This is a genomic window from Enterovibrio sp. QJM3NY_24, from assembly GCF_057786035.1.
This window is the reverse complement of sequence record NZ_CM173520.1, coordinates 483032-498588: the sequence shown is the minus strand read 5'-3', so window position 1 is coordinate 498588 and position 15557 is coordinate 483032. Positions and strand designations below refer to the sequence as shown.

At 45.1% G+C, this 15557-nt stretch carries 14 protein-coding genes; 10 read left to right on the top strand and 4 right to left on the bottom strand.

Annotated elements, in window-relative coordinates:
- Positions 1 to 10: 10 nt before the first annotated feature.
- Positions 11 to 1252, top strand: coding sequence for a trypsin-like serine protease (locus tag AC3CIC_RS18645; protein ID WP_488516668.1), 1242 nt, complete (start codon positions 11 to 13; stop codon positions 1250 to 1252).
- A 40-nt stretch (positions 1253 to 1292) separates the two neighbouring features.
- The gene (locus AC3CIC_RS18640) at positions 1293 to 1754 is read left to right on the top strand and encodes a DUF1353 domain-containing protein (RefSeq protein WP_017003606.1); all 462 of its coding nucleotides are present in this window, start codon (positions 1293 to 1295) and stop codon (positions 1752 to 1754) included.
- A 79-nt stretch (positions 1755 to 1833) separates the two neighbouring features.
- On the opposite strand, the gene AC3CIC_RS18635 is transcribed toward AC3CIC_RS18640, so the two are convergent.
- The gene (locus AC3CIC_RS18635; RefSeq protein WP_017003605.1) at positions 1834 to 2118 is read right to left on the bottom strand and encodes a hypothetical protein; all 285 of its coding nucleotides are present in this window, start codon (positions 2116 to 2118) and stop codon (positions 1834 to 1836) included.
- A 117-nt stretch (positions 2119 to 2235) separates the two neighbouring features.
- A complete protein-coding gene (locus AC3CIC_RS18630; protein WP_488516667.1) occupies positions 2236 to 2382 on the bottom strand; it encodes a hypothetical protein in 147 nt (48 codons plus the stop codon).
- Between the two features lie 142 nt (positions 2383 to 2524).
- On the opposite strand from AC3CIC_RS18630, the gene AC3CIC_RS18625 reads away from it, so the two are divergent.
- Positions 2525 to 2950: a GFA family protein gene (locus tag AC3CIC_RS18625; protein ID WP_488516666.1), complete on the top strand. Its 426-nt coding sequence runs from the start codon at positions 2525 to 2527 to the stop codon at positions 2948 to 2950.
- A 680-nt stretch (positions 2951 to 3630) separates the two neighbouring features.
- Entirely contained in the window at positions 3631 to 5289 is a 1659-nt protein-coding gene (locus tag AC3CIC_RS18620) for a Calx-beta domain-containing protein (protein WP_488516665.1), read from the top strand.
- 122 nt (positions 5290 to 5411) lie between these two features.
- Here AC3CIC_RS18620 and AC3CIC_RS18615 read toward each other — a convergent pair whose 3' ends face one another.
- Entirely contained in the window at positions 5412 to 6569 is a 1158-nt protein-coding gene (locus AC3CIC_RS18615; protein ID WP_488516664.1) for a DUF5666 domain-containing protein, read from the bottom strand.
- A 417-nt stretch (positions 6570 to 6986) separates the two neighbouring features.
- Between AC3CIC_RS18615 and AC3CIC_RS18610 the strand changes: the two genes are divergently transcribed.
- Positions 6987 to 7181 carry a hypothetical protein gene (locus AC3CIC_RS18610; RefSeq protein ID WP_016960982.1) on the top strand — a complete coding sequence of 65 codons (195 nt, stop codon included), beginning with the start codon at positions 6987 to 6989 and terminating at the stop codon, positions 7179 to 7181.
- Positions 7182 to 7329: 148 nt separating this feature from the next.
- On the opposite strand, the gene AC3CIC_RS18605 is transcribed toward AC3CIC_RS18610, so the two are convergent.
- A complete protein-coding gene (locus AC3CIC_RS18605) occupies positions 7330 to 8400 on the bottom strand; it encodes a M28 family metallopeptidase (protein WP_488516663.1) in 1071 nt (356 codons plus the stop codon).
- 352 nt (positions 8401 to 8752) lie between these two features.
- Between AC3CIC_RS18605 and AC3CIC_RS18600 the strand changes: the two genes are divergently transcribed.
- The 5 genes from AC3CIC_RS18600 to AC3CIC_RS18580 all read left to right on the top strand — a co-directional run bounded on the left by AC3CIC_RS18600 (position 8753) and on the right by AC3CIC_RS18580 (position 15467).
- Positions 8753 to 9058 (top strand): DUF6482 family protein, encoded by a 306-nt coding sequence (locus AC3CIC_RS18600; RefSeq protein WP_488516662.1) that lies wholly within the window; start codon positions 8753 to 8755, stop codon positions 9056 to 9058.
- Positions 9059 to 9199: 141 nt separating this feature from the next.
- Positions 9200 to 10462, top strand: coding sequence for a mechanosensitive ion channel family protein (locus tag AC3CIC_RS18595; protein ID WP_488516661.1), 1263 nt, complete (start codon positions 9200 to 9202; stop codon positions 10460 to 10462).
- Positions 10463 to 11009: 547 nt separating this feature from the next.
- Entirely contained in the window at positions 11010 to 13643 is a 2634-nt protein-coding gene (locus tag AC3CIC_RS18590) for a hypothetical protein (protein WP_488516660.1), read from the top strand.
- Positions 13644 to 13760: 117 nt separating this feature from the next.
- The gene (locus AC3CIC_RS18585; protein ID WP_488516837.1) at positions 13761 to 14177 is read left to right on the top strand and encodes a GNAT family N-acetyltransferase; all 417 of its coding nucleotides are present in this window, start codon (positions 13761 to 13763) and stop codon (positions 14175 to 14177) included.
- Positions 14178 to 14627: 450 nt separating this feature from the next.
- On the top strand, positions 14628 to 15467 hold the full coding sequence (locus AC3CIC_RS18580; protein ID WP_016960977.1) for an esterase/lipase family protein: 840 nt from the start codon (positions 14628 to 14630) through the stop codon (positions 15465 to 15467).
- The last annotated feature ends 90 nt before the right edge of the window (positions 15468 to 15557 follow it).

Below are 15557 nucleotides of genomic sequence, written 5' to 3'. Positions count from 1 at the left end.
TGGAAAATATATGAAAAATGTCTTTGGATTTCTTTCTTTAGCGCTCGCGACTGTATGCTCGGTTAGCACCACTACTGCTGCTTCAGAGGCGGCTTTTAAAGATTCGCTTTTCTCTCCGTATATTTTGAACGGCTCAGACACGAATATTTCGGAGGCACCTTGGCAAGCCTATGTTGAATCTCATTTGTTTGACAAAGTTGGACGCTGCGGTGGCACCGTGATCGAAGACAATAAAACGGGTGAAGCCAAATGGATTCTAACGGCAGCACATTGTTTTGATATTGATTACGACATTAGCGGAATAATCATTACCATGCTGCCTCAAGATGCAGCGGACGTATTTGTCTCAACAGGTGAAGCCGACACACAAGCGCCAGAATTTAAGGCGAGAGCTGTTTCTGCCCGAAAAGTGTATATCCATGCAGGCTGGGACCATGAAAGTAACTCAATGAATGCAGACATTGCATTGATCGAATTAGATTCGTCGGTAGCGTCTCCAGCCAAAGCCATTAAGATCGCGTCACCCTCTGTGCAAGCGGCCTATGACAACGCTACATGGCAGAATCGCTATGCGCCTGAGAAATCGCAACTTATCAGCGGCTATGGTTTTATCAATCCCCGTCATAGCCAATTCGATATGCCACGGAAGCTGCAATCAGTATACACCTACGCCTTGACTGATGAAGCGTGCCGACAAGAGTTCAACACATTTTCAAATCAACATGATGCGCTATTGCCTTCCATGTTAGATGACGACAATGCCTTTATTTGTGCAGGTGCTGAATCGGTCGCGAGTGTTAATCCCATCGATCAGATTGGCGCGTGTCAGGGTGACTCAGGTGGCCCAATGGTGTGGAAAGATACGCACTCTCAGGAGCAGTACCTGATAGGAGTGACAAGTTGGGGAGGAAGCTACTTTGGGTCTACTTACCGCTGCGGTAATACCTCAACAGTTTACACGCAAGCCTCAAACTATACCGCGTGGATAGGAGGGTGCATGGATGGTATTTGTAATGAAGCCAAAGTCATCAAAAGGACTGATGTTCCGGAAACTGGCAACACAACAACACCAGACACCGATAATGGGACGGATACAATAACGATTGTACCGTCAAAAACGAATGAAAAGGGTGGCTCTGGTGGCTCGATTGGTTGGCTGTCTCTGCCATTCCTAGTCGTAATTTCTCTACGCCGCCGAAATGGCTCGATTGTGGAAGGTCCACTTCGCTGCATGGCAACAAGGGCGGTGTAATAACTATGCTATACCCTTAAGTCGTGAGTAGGAGAATGCGATGCTTAAACAACCCAAACTTCAGCCCAGTGCGTTGGTTAATAAATACGAATTAACATGGGACTTTGAAATTGAAGCCGATGGCGTGGATATTGTTGTTCCTAAATATTTTCGTTATGACGGCGCAACAATTCCAGCCATCGCTTGGCAGATCACGTTCACGCCGTTTCACCCAGACGTTATGATGCCAGCTTTGGTTCATGACTGGCTGTTTTACAATCATCAAGTTGATCGAGAGCAAGCCGACGATATTTTATTCACATTGCTTCGCCAAAACGGGGTGGATAACCTTCGTGCGAACATGATCTGGGGAGCTGTGAGGACAGCAGGCGGCTTATTTTGGGACAATGATGATGAAGACATCGAGACGTTGAAAAAGCTTTATAGACTGGTGAAGAACAGAGAGAACGTTGATCGATATCGTTTCCCGCAAGCGATCATTGACGCCATTAATAACGAATAATCTGTAAGGCTTGTTGTTCAGTTTTGGTGTGTGTGGCGGCTAAAATCAGCTGCCACCAAGCGTCGATTCATTCACACATCTACTTCACCCTAAAAAGGCAATGCTCTGCGTTACCGACTTTGAAATTGGCCGACTGAGAAAGTTTGAGTTGGTCTAGCTCGTCAATCATGTAATCAGTGTAGTTTTGGCGCTTCATCCATTGCATGGGTTCTGAGAAGCTGTCTTCGCTCACCACAAACGATTCATTCTTCAAGGTGCTTTCACGCACGTTCACAATCCACATTCTTTGTTGAAATTCGCTGGTCTGGTGAAGCTTGCCAATTAGGTTCTTGTTTAACTGCTTAAAGAAGTGCGTCACCTTCATTGGTCTTTGTCTCCTTACCAAAAATGTCTTTATATTAAGTGTTTAGCGCTATCGGGATTATTCGAATACACGGCATTAGCTTGCTGTTTTGACAGAATAATCTGTGTTGACTGTGTTTTAAACCTTAATCCGTCTAAAGACAGAGAAATGTGGGTGTCTTTCGATATTGATCAATCGCAGAATACCGTTAACGCGGGTTGCACCGTCACAACCACTGCGATGGGCAGATTGGTCAAGCGTCATTTTGCCAGGCGTGGCAAACACGACATCATGCCTTGTGGTAGGGTGAAGGTTCTTATACGGATACCGTTTGGGTGTTTGCGTTGCATGGAGGCAGGTATGTTACGTCTCACTGCTTGTGCGCGCGCGCATGATGAAAGTGACATCATATTTTAAGGAATGAAGAATGGAAGGGTCAGACAAAACACGCGCAAGTTGCCTTTGCGGAAGCGTTAACGTTGAGATTGGTGAAGTGAACCCGAACTTCACCGTGTGCCATTGCGATACGTGCCGTTCATGGGGTGGAGGGCCGTTGTTTGCCGTTCAATGCGAAACCGAGGTTCAGTTTGAAGGCTCAGAGATGATTAAAGAGTATGAGTCGTCACCTTGGGCAACGCGTGGCTTCTGTGGGAAATGTGGCACTCATCTATTCTATCGTTTGAATAAAACGGGCAGCTACAACATGCCTTTGGGCTTGATCCCTGAGTTAAGTGATTTGGTGATGTCTATGCAGTATTTTAGCGATCAACGCCCAGACTATTACTGTTTTTCAAATGAATCCAAAGAAATGACCAAGGCAGAAATCGAGGTGTATTTCGCGTCGTTGGTGTGAATAAATAAACCACAATAACCATTTTGTGTCGTGCCGCTTGGAGCGGCATATTTTCATCTTTCATCTTTCATCTTTCATCTTTTCTTCTCTGCTTATTTATTTAGGCAAATATTATTGCCCAGTGTCTGCATTCATCGCTAGATAAAAAATACTGTCTGTCTGAACGCGCCTAGTTGTTGTCTCTATACGCTGGTTGGTTATTGAGGCGTACATATTTTGTTATCGTTAGCCGTCGAAACAGTTATCCATATTTTTCGAAAGGTTTTTCTGCATTGATCTGGTTGATGAGTGGCATCTCGACTCATCGCAAGAAGGTGAGCAGCCCTAGGTGTACGTGATGATTTGTATTCTTTGATGTGACGGCATTAAAGGGGGGTTAAATTAAGATCATGAAATATAAGGCTTTAATTCGCATTGAAATGAAAAATGTCTGTGGTGTCAGATAGATATCTGCTCGGCTCATGCTTTTCTACGCCTATTTCATTGAATCAGGTTAAACACTAAGAATGTTTTCTCATTATGTACTCATCCCTTGTTATGAATATCGCCTAGTTGTCATACCAGTTAAAGGATAAGTGACCTTACTACTGTTAGTGTTATCAATAGTGAGTTATCGAAATAGTTGCAAGCGTTTCAGATAAAGAACATCAAATTTTCATCTATTAAGGAAGGACACCTTTATGAAGTATGCTCGTATTGCAACTCTTGTCGCGGCGACCACGTTAACTTCCGCCGCTGCTTATGCAGAATGTTACGGCAACGTTTATTCAATGAATGCAGGCAGAGGGCATGTGGGTGCGCTTCTAGACGTTCAAGAAAGCAAGGAAATGGGTTCGCAATATTTTCTAGATGCTTCAGAGCGTATGCTCCTTGATTCGAAAGCACTATTCAGTGCCTCTTCAATGGCTTATGACGCAAACTCAGATCGCATTTACTATGCAAGTGTTCCAGCACCTGTTTCTTACCATGTTGACGGTGTTGAATCAGTGTTCAGCGAAGAAGAATTAAAGGCACTGGATTTTCACGCGAGCACGAGCACTGCTTTTGAGTTGGCTTACTTTGATGTCGCGAGCGGCACACACCATTTAGTGGCAAACACTAAGTATCAAATTCTGCGAATGGCGTTTGATCCGAGCACTGGCGTACTTTACGCGTCAGACGCTAATCGCCTGTTCACTGTTGATGCTGCGTCTGGCGAGATGGTTCAAGTTGCACTGTTCCCAACGAACGCTCGATTAGGTGGGTTCACAAACTGGGGTGATTTTGAGTTTGTGGATGGCGAGCTGTTGTTTGTAACCAACACGCGTACTTTCGTTGTAAACACCGAAACGGCAGATCTGACGCTGCTTGCTTTCCATAATTTGGACTTTGTCGCTGGCGTGACGAAAGACCAAAATAACCAGTTACTTGTGACGACTAAAAACCAGAATGTGTCGGGCAATGTGAACACGAACCGAATTTGGCGTTTAAAGCCTTCTACGGGTGAAATTGTTTCTGTTGGTATCTTCCCAACGCGAATTAGCGCAATGGCGACGGTGACATCTGAAACGCATACTTGTTATGACACTACCGTGTTTGTTAGCGATGCTAAAACCGAATTGTCTGGCCTGACGGCAAATGCGACAACGGTGACCGAAGGCTCTACGGCGAACTTTACGGTTTCATTTGCTAAAGAGACCGTTGGTACCAGTAACACTATTAATTTGGCTTTGGTCAATGGCTCTGCGCATTTGAACAGCGATTACAATAACGCGGTAACGTTAACGTTCTCTGACAACTCAACGGCAAGTGCGACGTTGTCTGCGACGGGAACTGAAATTGCGCTTCCGTCAGGTGTGGATTCAGTCAATATCGCGGTTGCTACTGTGAATGACAGCACATTTGAACAAAACGAGAACTTTTCGGTTCAAGCATGGCTGGAAGATGATAAGAGCGATCTGAAATCGGCGAGTGTGACAATCAGTGATAACGATGTTGATGTCGATGGCTTGCTTACTGATGCAGCCTCAGAGGGGCGTGTGGCTTGGCATGGTTCTAACAGTATTTTCTTCTCTGCCGATAAAGACATCGAGGGCATTCACGCCATCTTTAGCCGCACTATCCCTGCAGGTACTGTCGTCGAGTTCTATATAGGCGGTACGAAGTTAAACAGCTTCACCATTAATAACAGCGGCCTTTACTATGAACGTGGCATAAATGACCGTCGTCGCATGCAACAAGGACAAACCGCATGGGTACGTTTAGTTGGCACAAACGGAAAAACCTATAACGTAGCCGGCGGGATTCGTCTCAATGGTCTTGCGGGTGATAGCGTTAATTGCTCAAACGGCTGTAACTAATTCTGATTGATTAACACTGAGCGTGAACCAGATAGCTGCAAGCTTGGTGTTAGTATTCAGTAAACAAAAAAGGGGCGTTCGCCCCTTTCTTTATGTTTGTTGTTTTGATTCAGAGGTTCGACTTAGTCGTCTTCTCTTTCAATCTCACGCGCAACATAATCACCGCTGATGATCACGCCTTCAACTTCCAGTAATTCGCCATCAAGAGTATCTATGGTTAGGCCGTCGTCAAAGCGAGTTTGAGCATCGATGTAGATAGTTTGTTCTTTACCTTTGACCGTGATAACGAATGTTTCGTCTTCGGTATTCAAGCTTGATGCAGTGCCTTCGGTTTCAAATTCAAACGCATCCCAATCAAAGTCAAAATCAACGTCGTCTTCAAACTCGATTTCTTTGGCAATCAGCTTGTCGCCTTTTTTGATGTAATCGACTTCCACTTCAGCGCCGATGCGCAGAGAGGATTTGTCGCCATCGTCGTATTTGGTCGATGGGTGAATATCAAAGGTGCCGCGATAGTTCACTTCAAACGCACTCTTGTCTGTCGCTACCCAAGTGACAACGCCTTCAATCTCACCGTCGCCATGGACATCGTTGTAGTTTTTGAGTTTGATCTTTTCAGCGGTCAATACACCGTTATCTTCGTTGTAACTACCAATCACCTCAACCCAGGTGCCATTGCGCAGTTTCTTTGGATTGTTAACGAGGTTTTGATCAAACAACACGGTTAGCGATTTGCCAATTTTAAAAGTGCCGTTGTTGAAATCAATGGATGAAATGCGGCCTTCGGCTTCCGCCAACCCGTCTTGGTCAAAGTCGAAGCTAATCACAGACAAGACTTTGTAGCTGTCGTTCGTGCTTGGGAGGGAGGAGACCATTACCCAGTCACCGTTTTGAATGCCTGGTGAAAGGGCGGCAAAGCTTAACTCAATGCCATTAATGGTAAATGTGCCGTTAGGTTCGCCGATTTTTTCAATACGACCGGTAAACGTTGGCTCAAGCTCAATGTGAGCGCCAGTTTGTGCGCGTGCTGCCGTGCTAACGTTGACCATCATGTTGGTTTGAAGCTGCACTGGATCAATCGCGAAGCCACGGTATTGAACCTTGTTCGCTTGATACTGATGCCCGTTAACTGTCACTGAATTTGCGGAAATCTGCTCGATTTTCCCTTCAACCGACATTGGCGTTGCTGGCTGAGTTGTTGTGTTATTTCCGCCGTCGCTACCGCCACCACAGGCAGTCAGAGTCAGGGTTAGCAGGGGGATCATTGCGTATCGTTTCATTCAAAAGTCCCTAAAAGACAAAGTGCTTAATTTTCGGCGCGGAATCTATCACAGCAGTTGTGCGTGAAAATCAGGGTGAATGTCAGGGTTTTGTCATGTGTGATATTGGTTCAAATTGCTTGGCGTTATAAGTGTTTGATTGCTTACAAAAACAGCATGAGTGACAGGGTTAGTGCGGTGATGTTTGTCGATCATACTCGTCGTGTCTCTAAGTTGAGCACATGACTCACCGATGAAACTCGTATTCATTTTGGGTGTTTATTGGCTGGAGTGACGCTGCTTGAGATGTAAAACTCTTACTCTCAAGGTTTTGTGATCAACAAAGAGACATCTGTTTTGATTGGCGGTACTACATTTCAATTGAAGTTAATCAGGCGGGTTGTCATTAAGATTATTTAGGCGAAAAGAGAGCGGCAGATGAAAGTCCAAAACTACCTTAAATCCTATGATGATTTTTTTGAAGCTATCGACACGCAACTTGTCGATGGTATGTATGTGATTGAGCGTCGGCGACCACGTGAACGCAGAGACAATCGCGTGAGGTTTCAGGGGTACGATCGCCGGAACAGTGCAGATCGCCGCGATACGATTATCATCGATGAATACATATAGGCGTTAAACGAGCAGTGAACGTTCTGGCGTTGATAATACGATCATGAACTCATCGACGATGAGCGAGACAATGAATATATAAAAACGGTGCCTGATGGCACCGTTTTTCGTTTGGGTTAGCGCTTTGGTTTCAGTGTATTTCGGTCTATCACTTCACCCATTTGTTCGCTTCAAGGGCAAAGGTTTCTAGCACTTGAATGTTTTGGTTCAGCTGCGTTTGTAACCTGTCTTTAAACAGTGGGGTTAGGGTATCCAAGCGGTCAAACTTGGTGTGCCAAATCTTACCCCAATGCTCCTCTTCTTCACGGTTACACGCACTAAGAGTCTTGTCGTCAAAGCAACTCCAGAGCGCGTCATTGGTGGTTTGTGAATATCCGTCATTCCCTTCTTCACCATCAATGGCAAAGTTCGTGGCTTCAAGGTATCCGATAGGAATGCCGCTACATGCAAACGGCGCATGATCAGACCAATTGCCGGTTTCACCCTCAGGGTATCCTTCAAAGGTGGGGTGAAGTTTGTGGCCATTTTCTTTGTAGAGTTGGTCAGAAACCGCTTTCAAGCCTGATCGAACAGATGTGTCGCCCGTGTAATTGGCTTTTTTCACATAGTCACATTTGTACGGCGTGGAGTGAGCGCTGTGAACATAGAGTTTGTCGCCACCAATGATGGTGTCGAGGTTGATCATGCCGACGACATTGTCGAGTGCACCCGTTTTATTCACATAATACTTAGAACCATTGAGGCCAAACTCTTCTGCACCAAATGCGATTAAGCGAACTGTGTAGGGAAGTGGTTTCCCTTTTAGATCTTTCGCCATGGCGAGCAGGGCAACGACGCCGGAGCCATTGTCCGTCGCACCGAGTGAGCCTTTTTCATCGCCTTTGGTGTCGTAATGCGCGCCAATAACCAGCACTTTGTCGGACTGGCCGGGGATATCGACCATCACGTTCTCAGACTTCAGTACTTTTCCATCAAGCTCGAAAGAGAAGGGTTGAGTGGTGACTTTGTAACCGGATTTTTTCCATTGTTCTGCAATCCAATCTGCGGTTTGTTTTTCCTGTGGTGTGCCAACGCGTCTGGCACCAATGCCATTGGTTTCATCGGTTAATGCAACGAGTTGATCCCATGCGTAGTCGTCTGCAAACGCTGCGCCGGAGACAAACACCGTGCCTGAGAGTAAGAGTGTGCCGCAAAGGACGGTTGTGATCGTATTTTTCATTATGATTTCCGTATCTGTGATTATTGATGGTATCTCAAATTTAGTGGAGCACAGATTTGTCTAATTTCCTTGGATGTGAAGCCCAAAAAACACGGACGAACAGGGTTTCAAAGCCCATTCTTATTGACATGACGCTTTGTCCCATAAGTGGGGTGTGTTGAGAATATTGCACTGTTGCTTTGAGATGTTTTGCCCAAATTTTCAGCGTTCGCATTGCCTGTTAGATTCGAGGGCGGTGTGATGCCTCTGAGGCTCAGGGAATGTTGGAGAGAAATTAAACCTTATATTACTGATGCGCGTAATAATGGGTTATCGCCAATGAGTGCAAGAAATAACCAATAGAGGGCAAGCGATGAAAATGACACTGAGAGCGTTAGCAACACTCAATAGCATAGACACTTTGATTATCCACTCGCTCGACCTGTGTTTGTATCAAGCGTCCGTGATCATCGAGGGCGAGGAATTCTTGGTCACGGATGATATTGGTAACTTGATCCGCGCTCATTCGTTACTAGAAATTCAAAAGCAGTGTCAGAACGTGAAAGCGAAATCGCAGGTGATGCGCCAAGAAAGTGCTTATGACGAGATGGTTGGTGGCCCCGAAAAAGGCGATGGAAATCGATTGGAAGTGCTGATCAGTGACAACAAGTTGTATTAATTGAACGAAACCAACCCAGTATCAAAACTGCCTCACCACAGATGAAATGTGCCTGATAGGCTTAGATCCGAGTCACTGACAAGACGCGACAACTTGCATCTTGATGTCACTCAGACATACCGCCATTGAGGGAGAGTGCGCATGTTAGATCACGGGGTTCGTCAGTACGTCAGCGACAAGTTAGCGTTAATGGGGGTCAACAGCGATCCTTATGGTACAGAGCCCACCATCATATTTATTCTTGCTGCGGTTGGCGTGGCGGTGATTAGCTATTTAATCGTGTACAAGATCATTGTACGAACGGTCAATTTTGCTATCAGCAAAAACAAAAAATCATGGGGAAACAGTCTGACTAATCATGAGGTGCTTGAAAAAATCGCCTTGCTCGTTCCCATCATGATCCTCGATCTTCTTATCCCCCCTATTCTTACGCATCATCCTGTACTTGAAACGCTATCAGACCGATTGCTTGGTGTGTCCGTGTTGGTGATGTTCATCTGGATGATGTTTGCTCTGTTAGATGCGCTGCATGAAATTGCGGTTAACAAAGGTGTGACCCGCAGAATGCCCATTAAGAGCTTTGTTCAGCTCATCAAGCTGTTCACTTTTTTTGTCGGTATTGTTGTGTCGGTATCTATCCTCGCCAATGAATCGCCGGTGATTTTCCTTAGTGGTTTAGGCGTGGCGACAGGCTTGGTCATGTTGGTGTTCAAAGACACTATTTTGGGATTTGTTGCGGGCATTCAGCTTGCTGCCAACCGCATGGTGAGCCTCAATGATTGGATTGAGATGAACGATTACGGCGCGAATGGCTCGGTGGAAGAAGTGTCGCTCACGACAGTGAAAGTACGAAACTTCGACAACACAGTCACCATGTTACCTGCGTATGCGTTGGTACAGAACGCGTTCATCAACTGGCAGGGCATGTCCGATTCCGGTGGGCGACGTATTATGCGCTCGGTGAACATTGACCTGACCTCGATTAGATTTATGACCGAGGAGGAAATTGAAGCCTTAAAAGAGATTCGAATACTGCGCGAATTTCTGTTTGAAAAATCGCGAGAGATTAAAGAGTTCAATGAGAACTTAGAAGATGTTCATCATGCCGCTAACCTTCGCCAAATGACGAATGTGGGCGTGTTTCGCGCTTACCTCACAACGTATCTTCGTTCTCACAAAGACATCCACCATTACATGCTCTTTATGGTGCGCCAACTTGCCCCAACGTCTGAGGGGTTACCACTGCAAATCTACGCTTTTACCAATAATACGGATTGGATCTTTTACGAAGGTGTTCAAGCCGATATTTTTGACCATATCTACGCAATAATGCCAATGTTCGGACTAAGACCATTCCAAGCTTTTGGTGGGCATGATGCCGGCAGAATTGGTTTGCAAGAGTAATGTTTCTTACGTTGAACTAGAAGGAGAAGAGCTGTCGGGCAAAGACGAAATCGTCTCATCGTAGGGTACGCCCGACAGCATGTTCGATGGGGTGAATATAATGACTAACCCGCTGAAATAATGAGATATTCAACACGGTTTTCAATTGTGTCTTCATCGTGAACGTATCTTTATGTACTGCGCTGGTATTTCTGAATTTTCTTATTGACCAATTGGTTAGTATGTTGTTTGTCGCGGTCGAGCTGCCTATTCAGGTTACTTTTCTCATATCTTGCATCTTTTCCTCTCATCAATGGTGTTAATCCGCATTTTTTACTCATCTCATCGTCTTAATTTGTAGACAAACATTCTGTGTGTTTTTACAAATTTTGCGACAACCTGTATGACCAAAATATGAAACTCTTTATTTGTTGGCTTCGTGCTCTTAAGCATGAAAGAACCAGAAGCAAATGGTGCTTCGATTCACAAGATAGCGTTCAAGAAAAGCGCGAGCGCTTGATGGTGAATCAAAACACCGAGAAGTTTAATTGCTCAGAAAGGGACATTCATGGGTTTCTACAGAAATAAAATTGCAACGTCGGTTATTCTTTCATTGATGCTTTCCGCCTGTGGCGGTGGAGGCGGTGGTGGTGATTCGTCAACAGGTGGAGGCTCTGGAAGCTCTCCTGGTGGTGTTGATGATGGGTCAATCTCAGGTGGCAGTGATTCTTCGTCATCGACATACACGAATATTGCGTTTGAATTACGCAACGCGTCCACATTAGTGACAACGGAGAAAGCGTTTTCTCAAAGCGCATTGCGAGCAACAATGTCGAGTGCTAGCAATCAGCAGGACACTTTGCCATCGATTGAATTTAGTGACTTCAACACGTCTTCGGGGAAAAAGTCTCTAAGTACAGGTTCAGGTAGCACCAATTTATTTGCTTTGGGAGACGATGGTGCGCTTGTACCCGTGGTCACTTCCGATTTTGATGCTAATTTCTCGTTCACAGTGAAGAGTCCCGATGGCAGGTACATTTATGCTGCGTTGGATTGGTCGAATCGTTTCGACAGTTATTCTCTGGTTCGAGAAGAAAACTGCGCCATCTTTAGAATTACCCTTGCGGACAACGGTGTGAGCTGTCTGCTCCCTGGTCATTTTGCAGAAGCGCCTTGGGGGACATGGTTGCAAGAAATCAGCGATGGCCGATACAAGCCGATTCAGTTTGATAGCCAAGGTAACGTTTACTTTTTAAGCCAAGCATTCACTGTAACGACAAGCAATGAAGGCACGGATTATGAATACAAATCGCTAGATTACTCGTATTTTACGAATGCAAAATTGACCAAAATTGATGCAGTGAGCGGTAACGCAGTCACCATGACGTCTGATGCCGATCAAGTAAACAGTTTCATTGTGACGCAAGATGACGCTTTGGTGTATCGCTCCGATACGCTGAATATGATCCCCAATGTTTTAGCGACATCCCTGAGCACGGTCACGTTAACGGATGACTTGTACTGGAGTGACGGTTTCTACTCTTTGGATGATAACGGCACCGTTATTTACCGTGACAATTTGACGGCAAATGACGATATCAGTATCGCCCGCACGAGCGACGAGTTTGAAGGTGGCGTCAAGAAACGAACCATCAAAAGTTATCGTCCAGACAGTTTGAGTTGGTCTAACCGTGTGGTTATTGGTGACGATGGCTATGTTTACAGCATGTATGTAACGTATGAAGACGACTCTGAAGGCGATTTTAGCAAATATGAAAAAATGCAGCGTATTTTGCCTTACGCAGCGGGTGAAATTCTCTCGGTAAAAGTACCTGACTATTACTATTGGAAAACACCTGTTCATGTTTCCAAGGGGAATGCGTTTTACGTCGAAGAGCAGACGCATTCTGCTTATGGTCAATATGATGTAGTGGGCGTTCAGCCGCTCACAGGAGAGTCGGCAACCATTTTGTTTGGTGATGCGCTGACTGATCTTAGGTTGAGTATTGAAGCGTGGAAACTAAGTGGTGATACGATCTACTTCACGGGTTTAAACAATGCTAATTCCACCATGGTGACAGGCCAAATCGATATTGAAGCATTGTCTGAAGGGCGTCCTGAATCGGAATACTTAACGCTAAATAATACAGCATCAGTTTATGACGATTCTCTTGAAATTCGAGACCTCCAACTATTACGTGATGAAGAAGAACGCGTAAATGTGGGATCGCCGAAAGTGGTTAATCACATTCAGCCTCAAGAAGAGGTTTACGCAAGTACGATTGAATTCAATCATTGGATGGACATAGAAAGCGTTTCAAGCAATTTGAGCGTGACTGAACACGACGGGTTCGGTGGGTATGTGGATGACGTAGATGTTATGCCTATCTGGCTTGGCAAGGTTGTTCACCTTATTTATGACACGTCGGGTGGTTCAAGCAGCAGCACTAATCAACCCTTGAAATTCAGCACAGATTATCAAATCGCTTTGGGTGGTTCAGGGACTAACCTTGAAGGTGTGCCATTATCACTGGCACAAAGTGATGCCGACAGGACATTCAATTGGTCTACGCGAATCGGAGAAGGCTTAACTGTTGTCGATGCTGAGCACGACAATTACAGCTTCACGACAGGTAAGGCCATCAATGTGTTTGGCAAAAATGTAAAGATTCCACTGATTGAACGTGAGCGCACTTTCGATCACAAGTTGTCTTTGGTTACGGCGTATAACGAAGATTGGGAGTTGGCTTTCCATACTTCTTCTAGCGAGTGGAAGGGTTACATTAAGTTCGATTATCTGGCGATCACTGGCTCATTACACATCTTGAAAGAGAGTGATAATTTTAGCGGTGATCGTGACTGGCTATTCGAAGATCCAAAAGTCATTGGCTCTGTCGTGAAAATGGATGCTGATCTTGTTGAACGCAACGGCAAAATTGTCTTTAGCCTGAAAATAACCGATGAACTAGGTAATACGTATGACGTATCACGAGAAATTGACCACTTAAATGAAGATTACTCTCTGACGTATACGTTTGACGATAATGGTTTTGGCGCAGAATATCGCAGTATTCTCGACAACATACTGCTTACTAATTCGGACGGCAGCACCACGTACATCGATGAAAAATTTGATGACTATCCGTTAGGAAGTGGCAATTATGTCGGTGGTATTGGCGTGGTTGAGTTACTGAACGAGTAAACGTTAATCCAGTGCTGACAATTATGTTTGAAATCCTCGATTCATCGGGGATTTTTTTCGTCACCCATCATGTGAACGTTTGTTCTTAGGGTTTCGGAATGTTGAAGAGGATAGCGTATCAATATTAGAAACATTACCTGGCAAGAGGCCATCCCCATTCGGCATCAAGTGCTTTGGCCTGACAAGCCACCCGTGTTTTGTGAATTAGACGGCGATGAAACGGCATTGCATTTGGGCGCGTTCATAAAAGGGCAGCTTGTTTGTGTCGCGTCAGTGTTCTTTGATGGTAGCCGTGCGCGGTTGAGAAAGTTTGCCACGCTGCAAAGCTATCAAGGGCAGGGCATCGGCGCTGAAGTGCTTTCTGCACTGCTAAGTGGAAACGTGCTCAAAGACCGAGGAGCCGAAGTGTTTTGGTGCGATGCGCGTGAATCTGCCATGCGGTTGTATCAACGCTTTGGTATGTCGCCAGAAGGCGAGCGTTTTTACAAAGGTGATATCCCTTATTTCAAAATGAGTGTACGGCTGGAGCATTGATGCGCTCGCTAAAGTAAGCGCCAGTGAAACAGAACAGTGCAAACAGTGCACTACAACAGCGCCCCAGCCAGAGATGAAAGTCAGGCAACTTAAATTTTTGTGTTTAAAATCAAATAAATAAAAAAGTGGCAAGGGGTTTGCAATAAGAGAAGTGTGCGTAAGGCACATGTCCTACAGACAATAAACGTTTACTCCTTGCTGTAAAGATATTTGTTTCTCTGGTCAATGTCCTTGTGACGGTTGACAGAGAAACTTTTTTTTACTTTTCCGTCGATGCATCTCAACTCCCTTTGTTCCCTGTCTTTTCTTCTCCTTTTCATTGCGTTGTGTGTCGAAAAACCTTTCTTTGCTGCTGTAGCTATATATAGACACCTTGAATGGCTATGCCAATCTACGCTTTTCTTATATTCCGTGCTGCGTACGGCAAAATATAAAAAAGAAGGTGAAAAGATGGCAAAGGTAATCGTATTGATTCACGGGCGCTCGAATAAGCCAGCGCCTGCGACATTAAAAGACAATTGGATTGAAGCCATTCAAGAGGGTTTGAGAGCGAACACATCATTGACATCGCTGGGGGATACAAAAATCGAAATGGCGTATTACGCCGATCTCCATTATACCGGCGGCCCCGTGAACGATGTTGATAACAGTGAGCCTTATAAAGAAGCCGCACTGGGTAGTATTAAGCGTTACAAAAAGGGCTTTTTCGATAGGATCAGAAAGCTATCTGGCGATTGGATTGAAGGCGTGGTTGATAGCGTTGAAGAGTACAGCGGCGTGTTTTCTCATCTTGCGCGAAGTGTCGCCAAGAAATTACTGAGAGATTTGGGCAAGTATTATAGCCAACCTACTTTCCGCCGCAGTGTGAACAATCGTTTGGAAGATATCTTAAAGAAACATCGTGACGACGAAGTGATTTTGGTCTCCCATTCTATGGGCACCATTATTGCCTATGAAGTGCTTCGTGATATGGGTAAAACAGGCTATCAAATTGATCACTTTATCACCATGGGCTCACCACTTGGCATGGCAGCAGTGCAGGGCAACATGCTGAATCATCGTAATCAACTGCGCACTCCGTCTTGCGTGACAAAGTCTTGGGCGAACTTCTCTGATCCTGGTGACTATGTGTGCATTGATACCCACTTAGCGGATGATTACAGCCGCAACAGCACGAATATTGGGGTGAAGGATCATTTGGTCTGCAATGATTACCCGAACAATGAGCATAAATCTTACGGTTATCTGCGAACCCCTGAGTTCTCTGAACACTTGGCGTCGTTACTGTAGTCGTTATTATTGCTGAAGCCATTTGTAATGGGCATCGCCATTCATCGTGTATAAAAGAAAGTGCCGACGAATGTGTCGGCTTCTCTTGTT

What these genes read in the sequence shown, in the direction of transcription:
- AC3CIC_RS18580 (WP_016960977.1), top strand. Translation starts at nt 14,628, where the DNA reads ATGGCAAAGGTAATCGTATTGATTCACGGGCGCTCGAATAAGCCAGCG.
- AC3CIC_RS18605 (WP_488516663.1), bottom strand. Translation starts at nt 8,400, where the DNA reads ATGAAAAATACGATCACAACCGTCCTTTGCGGCACACTCTTACTCTCA.
- AC3CIC_RS18640 (WP_017003606.1), top strand. Translation starts at nt 1,293, where the DNA reads ATGCTTAAACAACCCAAACTTCAGCCCAGTGCGTTGGTTAATAAATAC.
- AC3CIC_RS18590 (WP_488516660.1), top strand. Translation starts at nt 11,010, where the DNA reads ATGGGTTTCTACAGAAATAAAATTGCAACGTCGGTTATTCTTTCATTG.
- AC3CIC_RS18625 (WP_488516666.1), top strand. Translation starts at nt 2,525, where the DNA reads ATGGAAGGGTCAGACAAAACACGCGCAAGTTGCCTTTGCGGAAGCGTT.
- AC3CIC_RS18595 (WP_488516661.1), top strand. Translation starts at nt 9,200, where the DNA reads ATGTTAGATCACGGGGTTCGTCAGTACGTCAGCGACAAGTTAGCGTTA.
- AC3CIC_RS18610 (WP_016960982.1), top strand. Translation starts at nt 6,987, where the DNA reads ATGAAAGTCCAAAACTACCTTAAATCCTATGATGATTTTTTTGAAGCT.
- AC3CIC_RS18615 (WP_488516664.1), bottom strand. Translation starts at nt 6,569, where the DNA reads ATGAAACGATACGCAATGATCCCCCTGCTAACCCTGACTCTGACTGCC.
- AC3CIC_RS18620 (WP_488516665.1), top strand. Translation starts at nt 3,631, where the DNA reads ATGAAGTATGCTCGTATTGCAACTCTTGTCGCGGCGACCACGTTAACT.
- AC3CIC_RS18600 (WP_488516662.1), top strand. Translation starts at nt 8,753, where the DNA reads ATGAAAATGACACTGAGAGCGTTAGCAACACTCAATAGCATAGACACT.
- AC3CIC_RS18645 (WP_488516668.1), top strand. Translation starts at nt 11, where the DNA reads ATGAAAAATGTCTTTGGATTTCTTTCTTTAGCGCTCGCGACTGTATGC.
- AC3CIC_RS18635 (WP_017003605.1), bottom strand. Translation starts at nt 2,118, where the DNA reads ATGAAGGTGACGCACTTCTTTAAGCAGTTAAACAAGAACCTAATTGGC.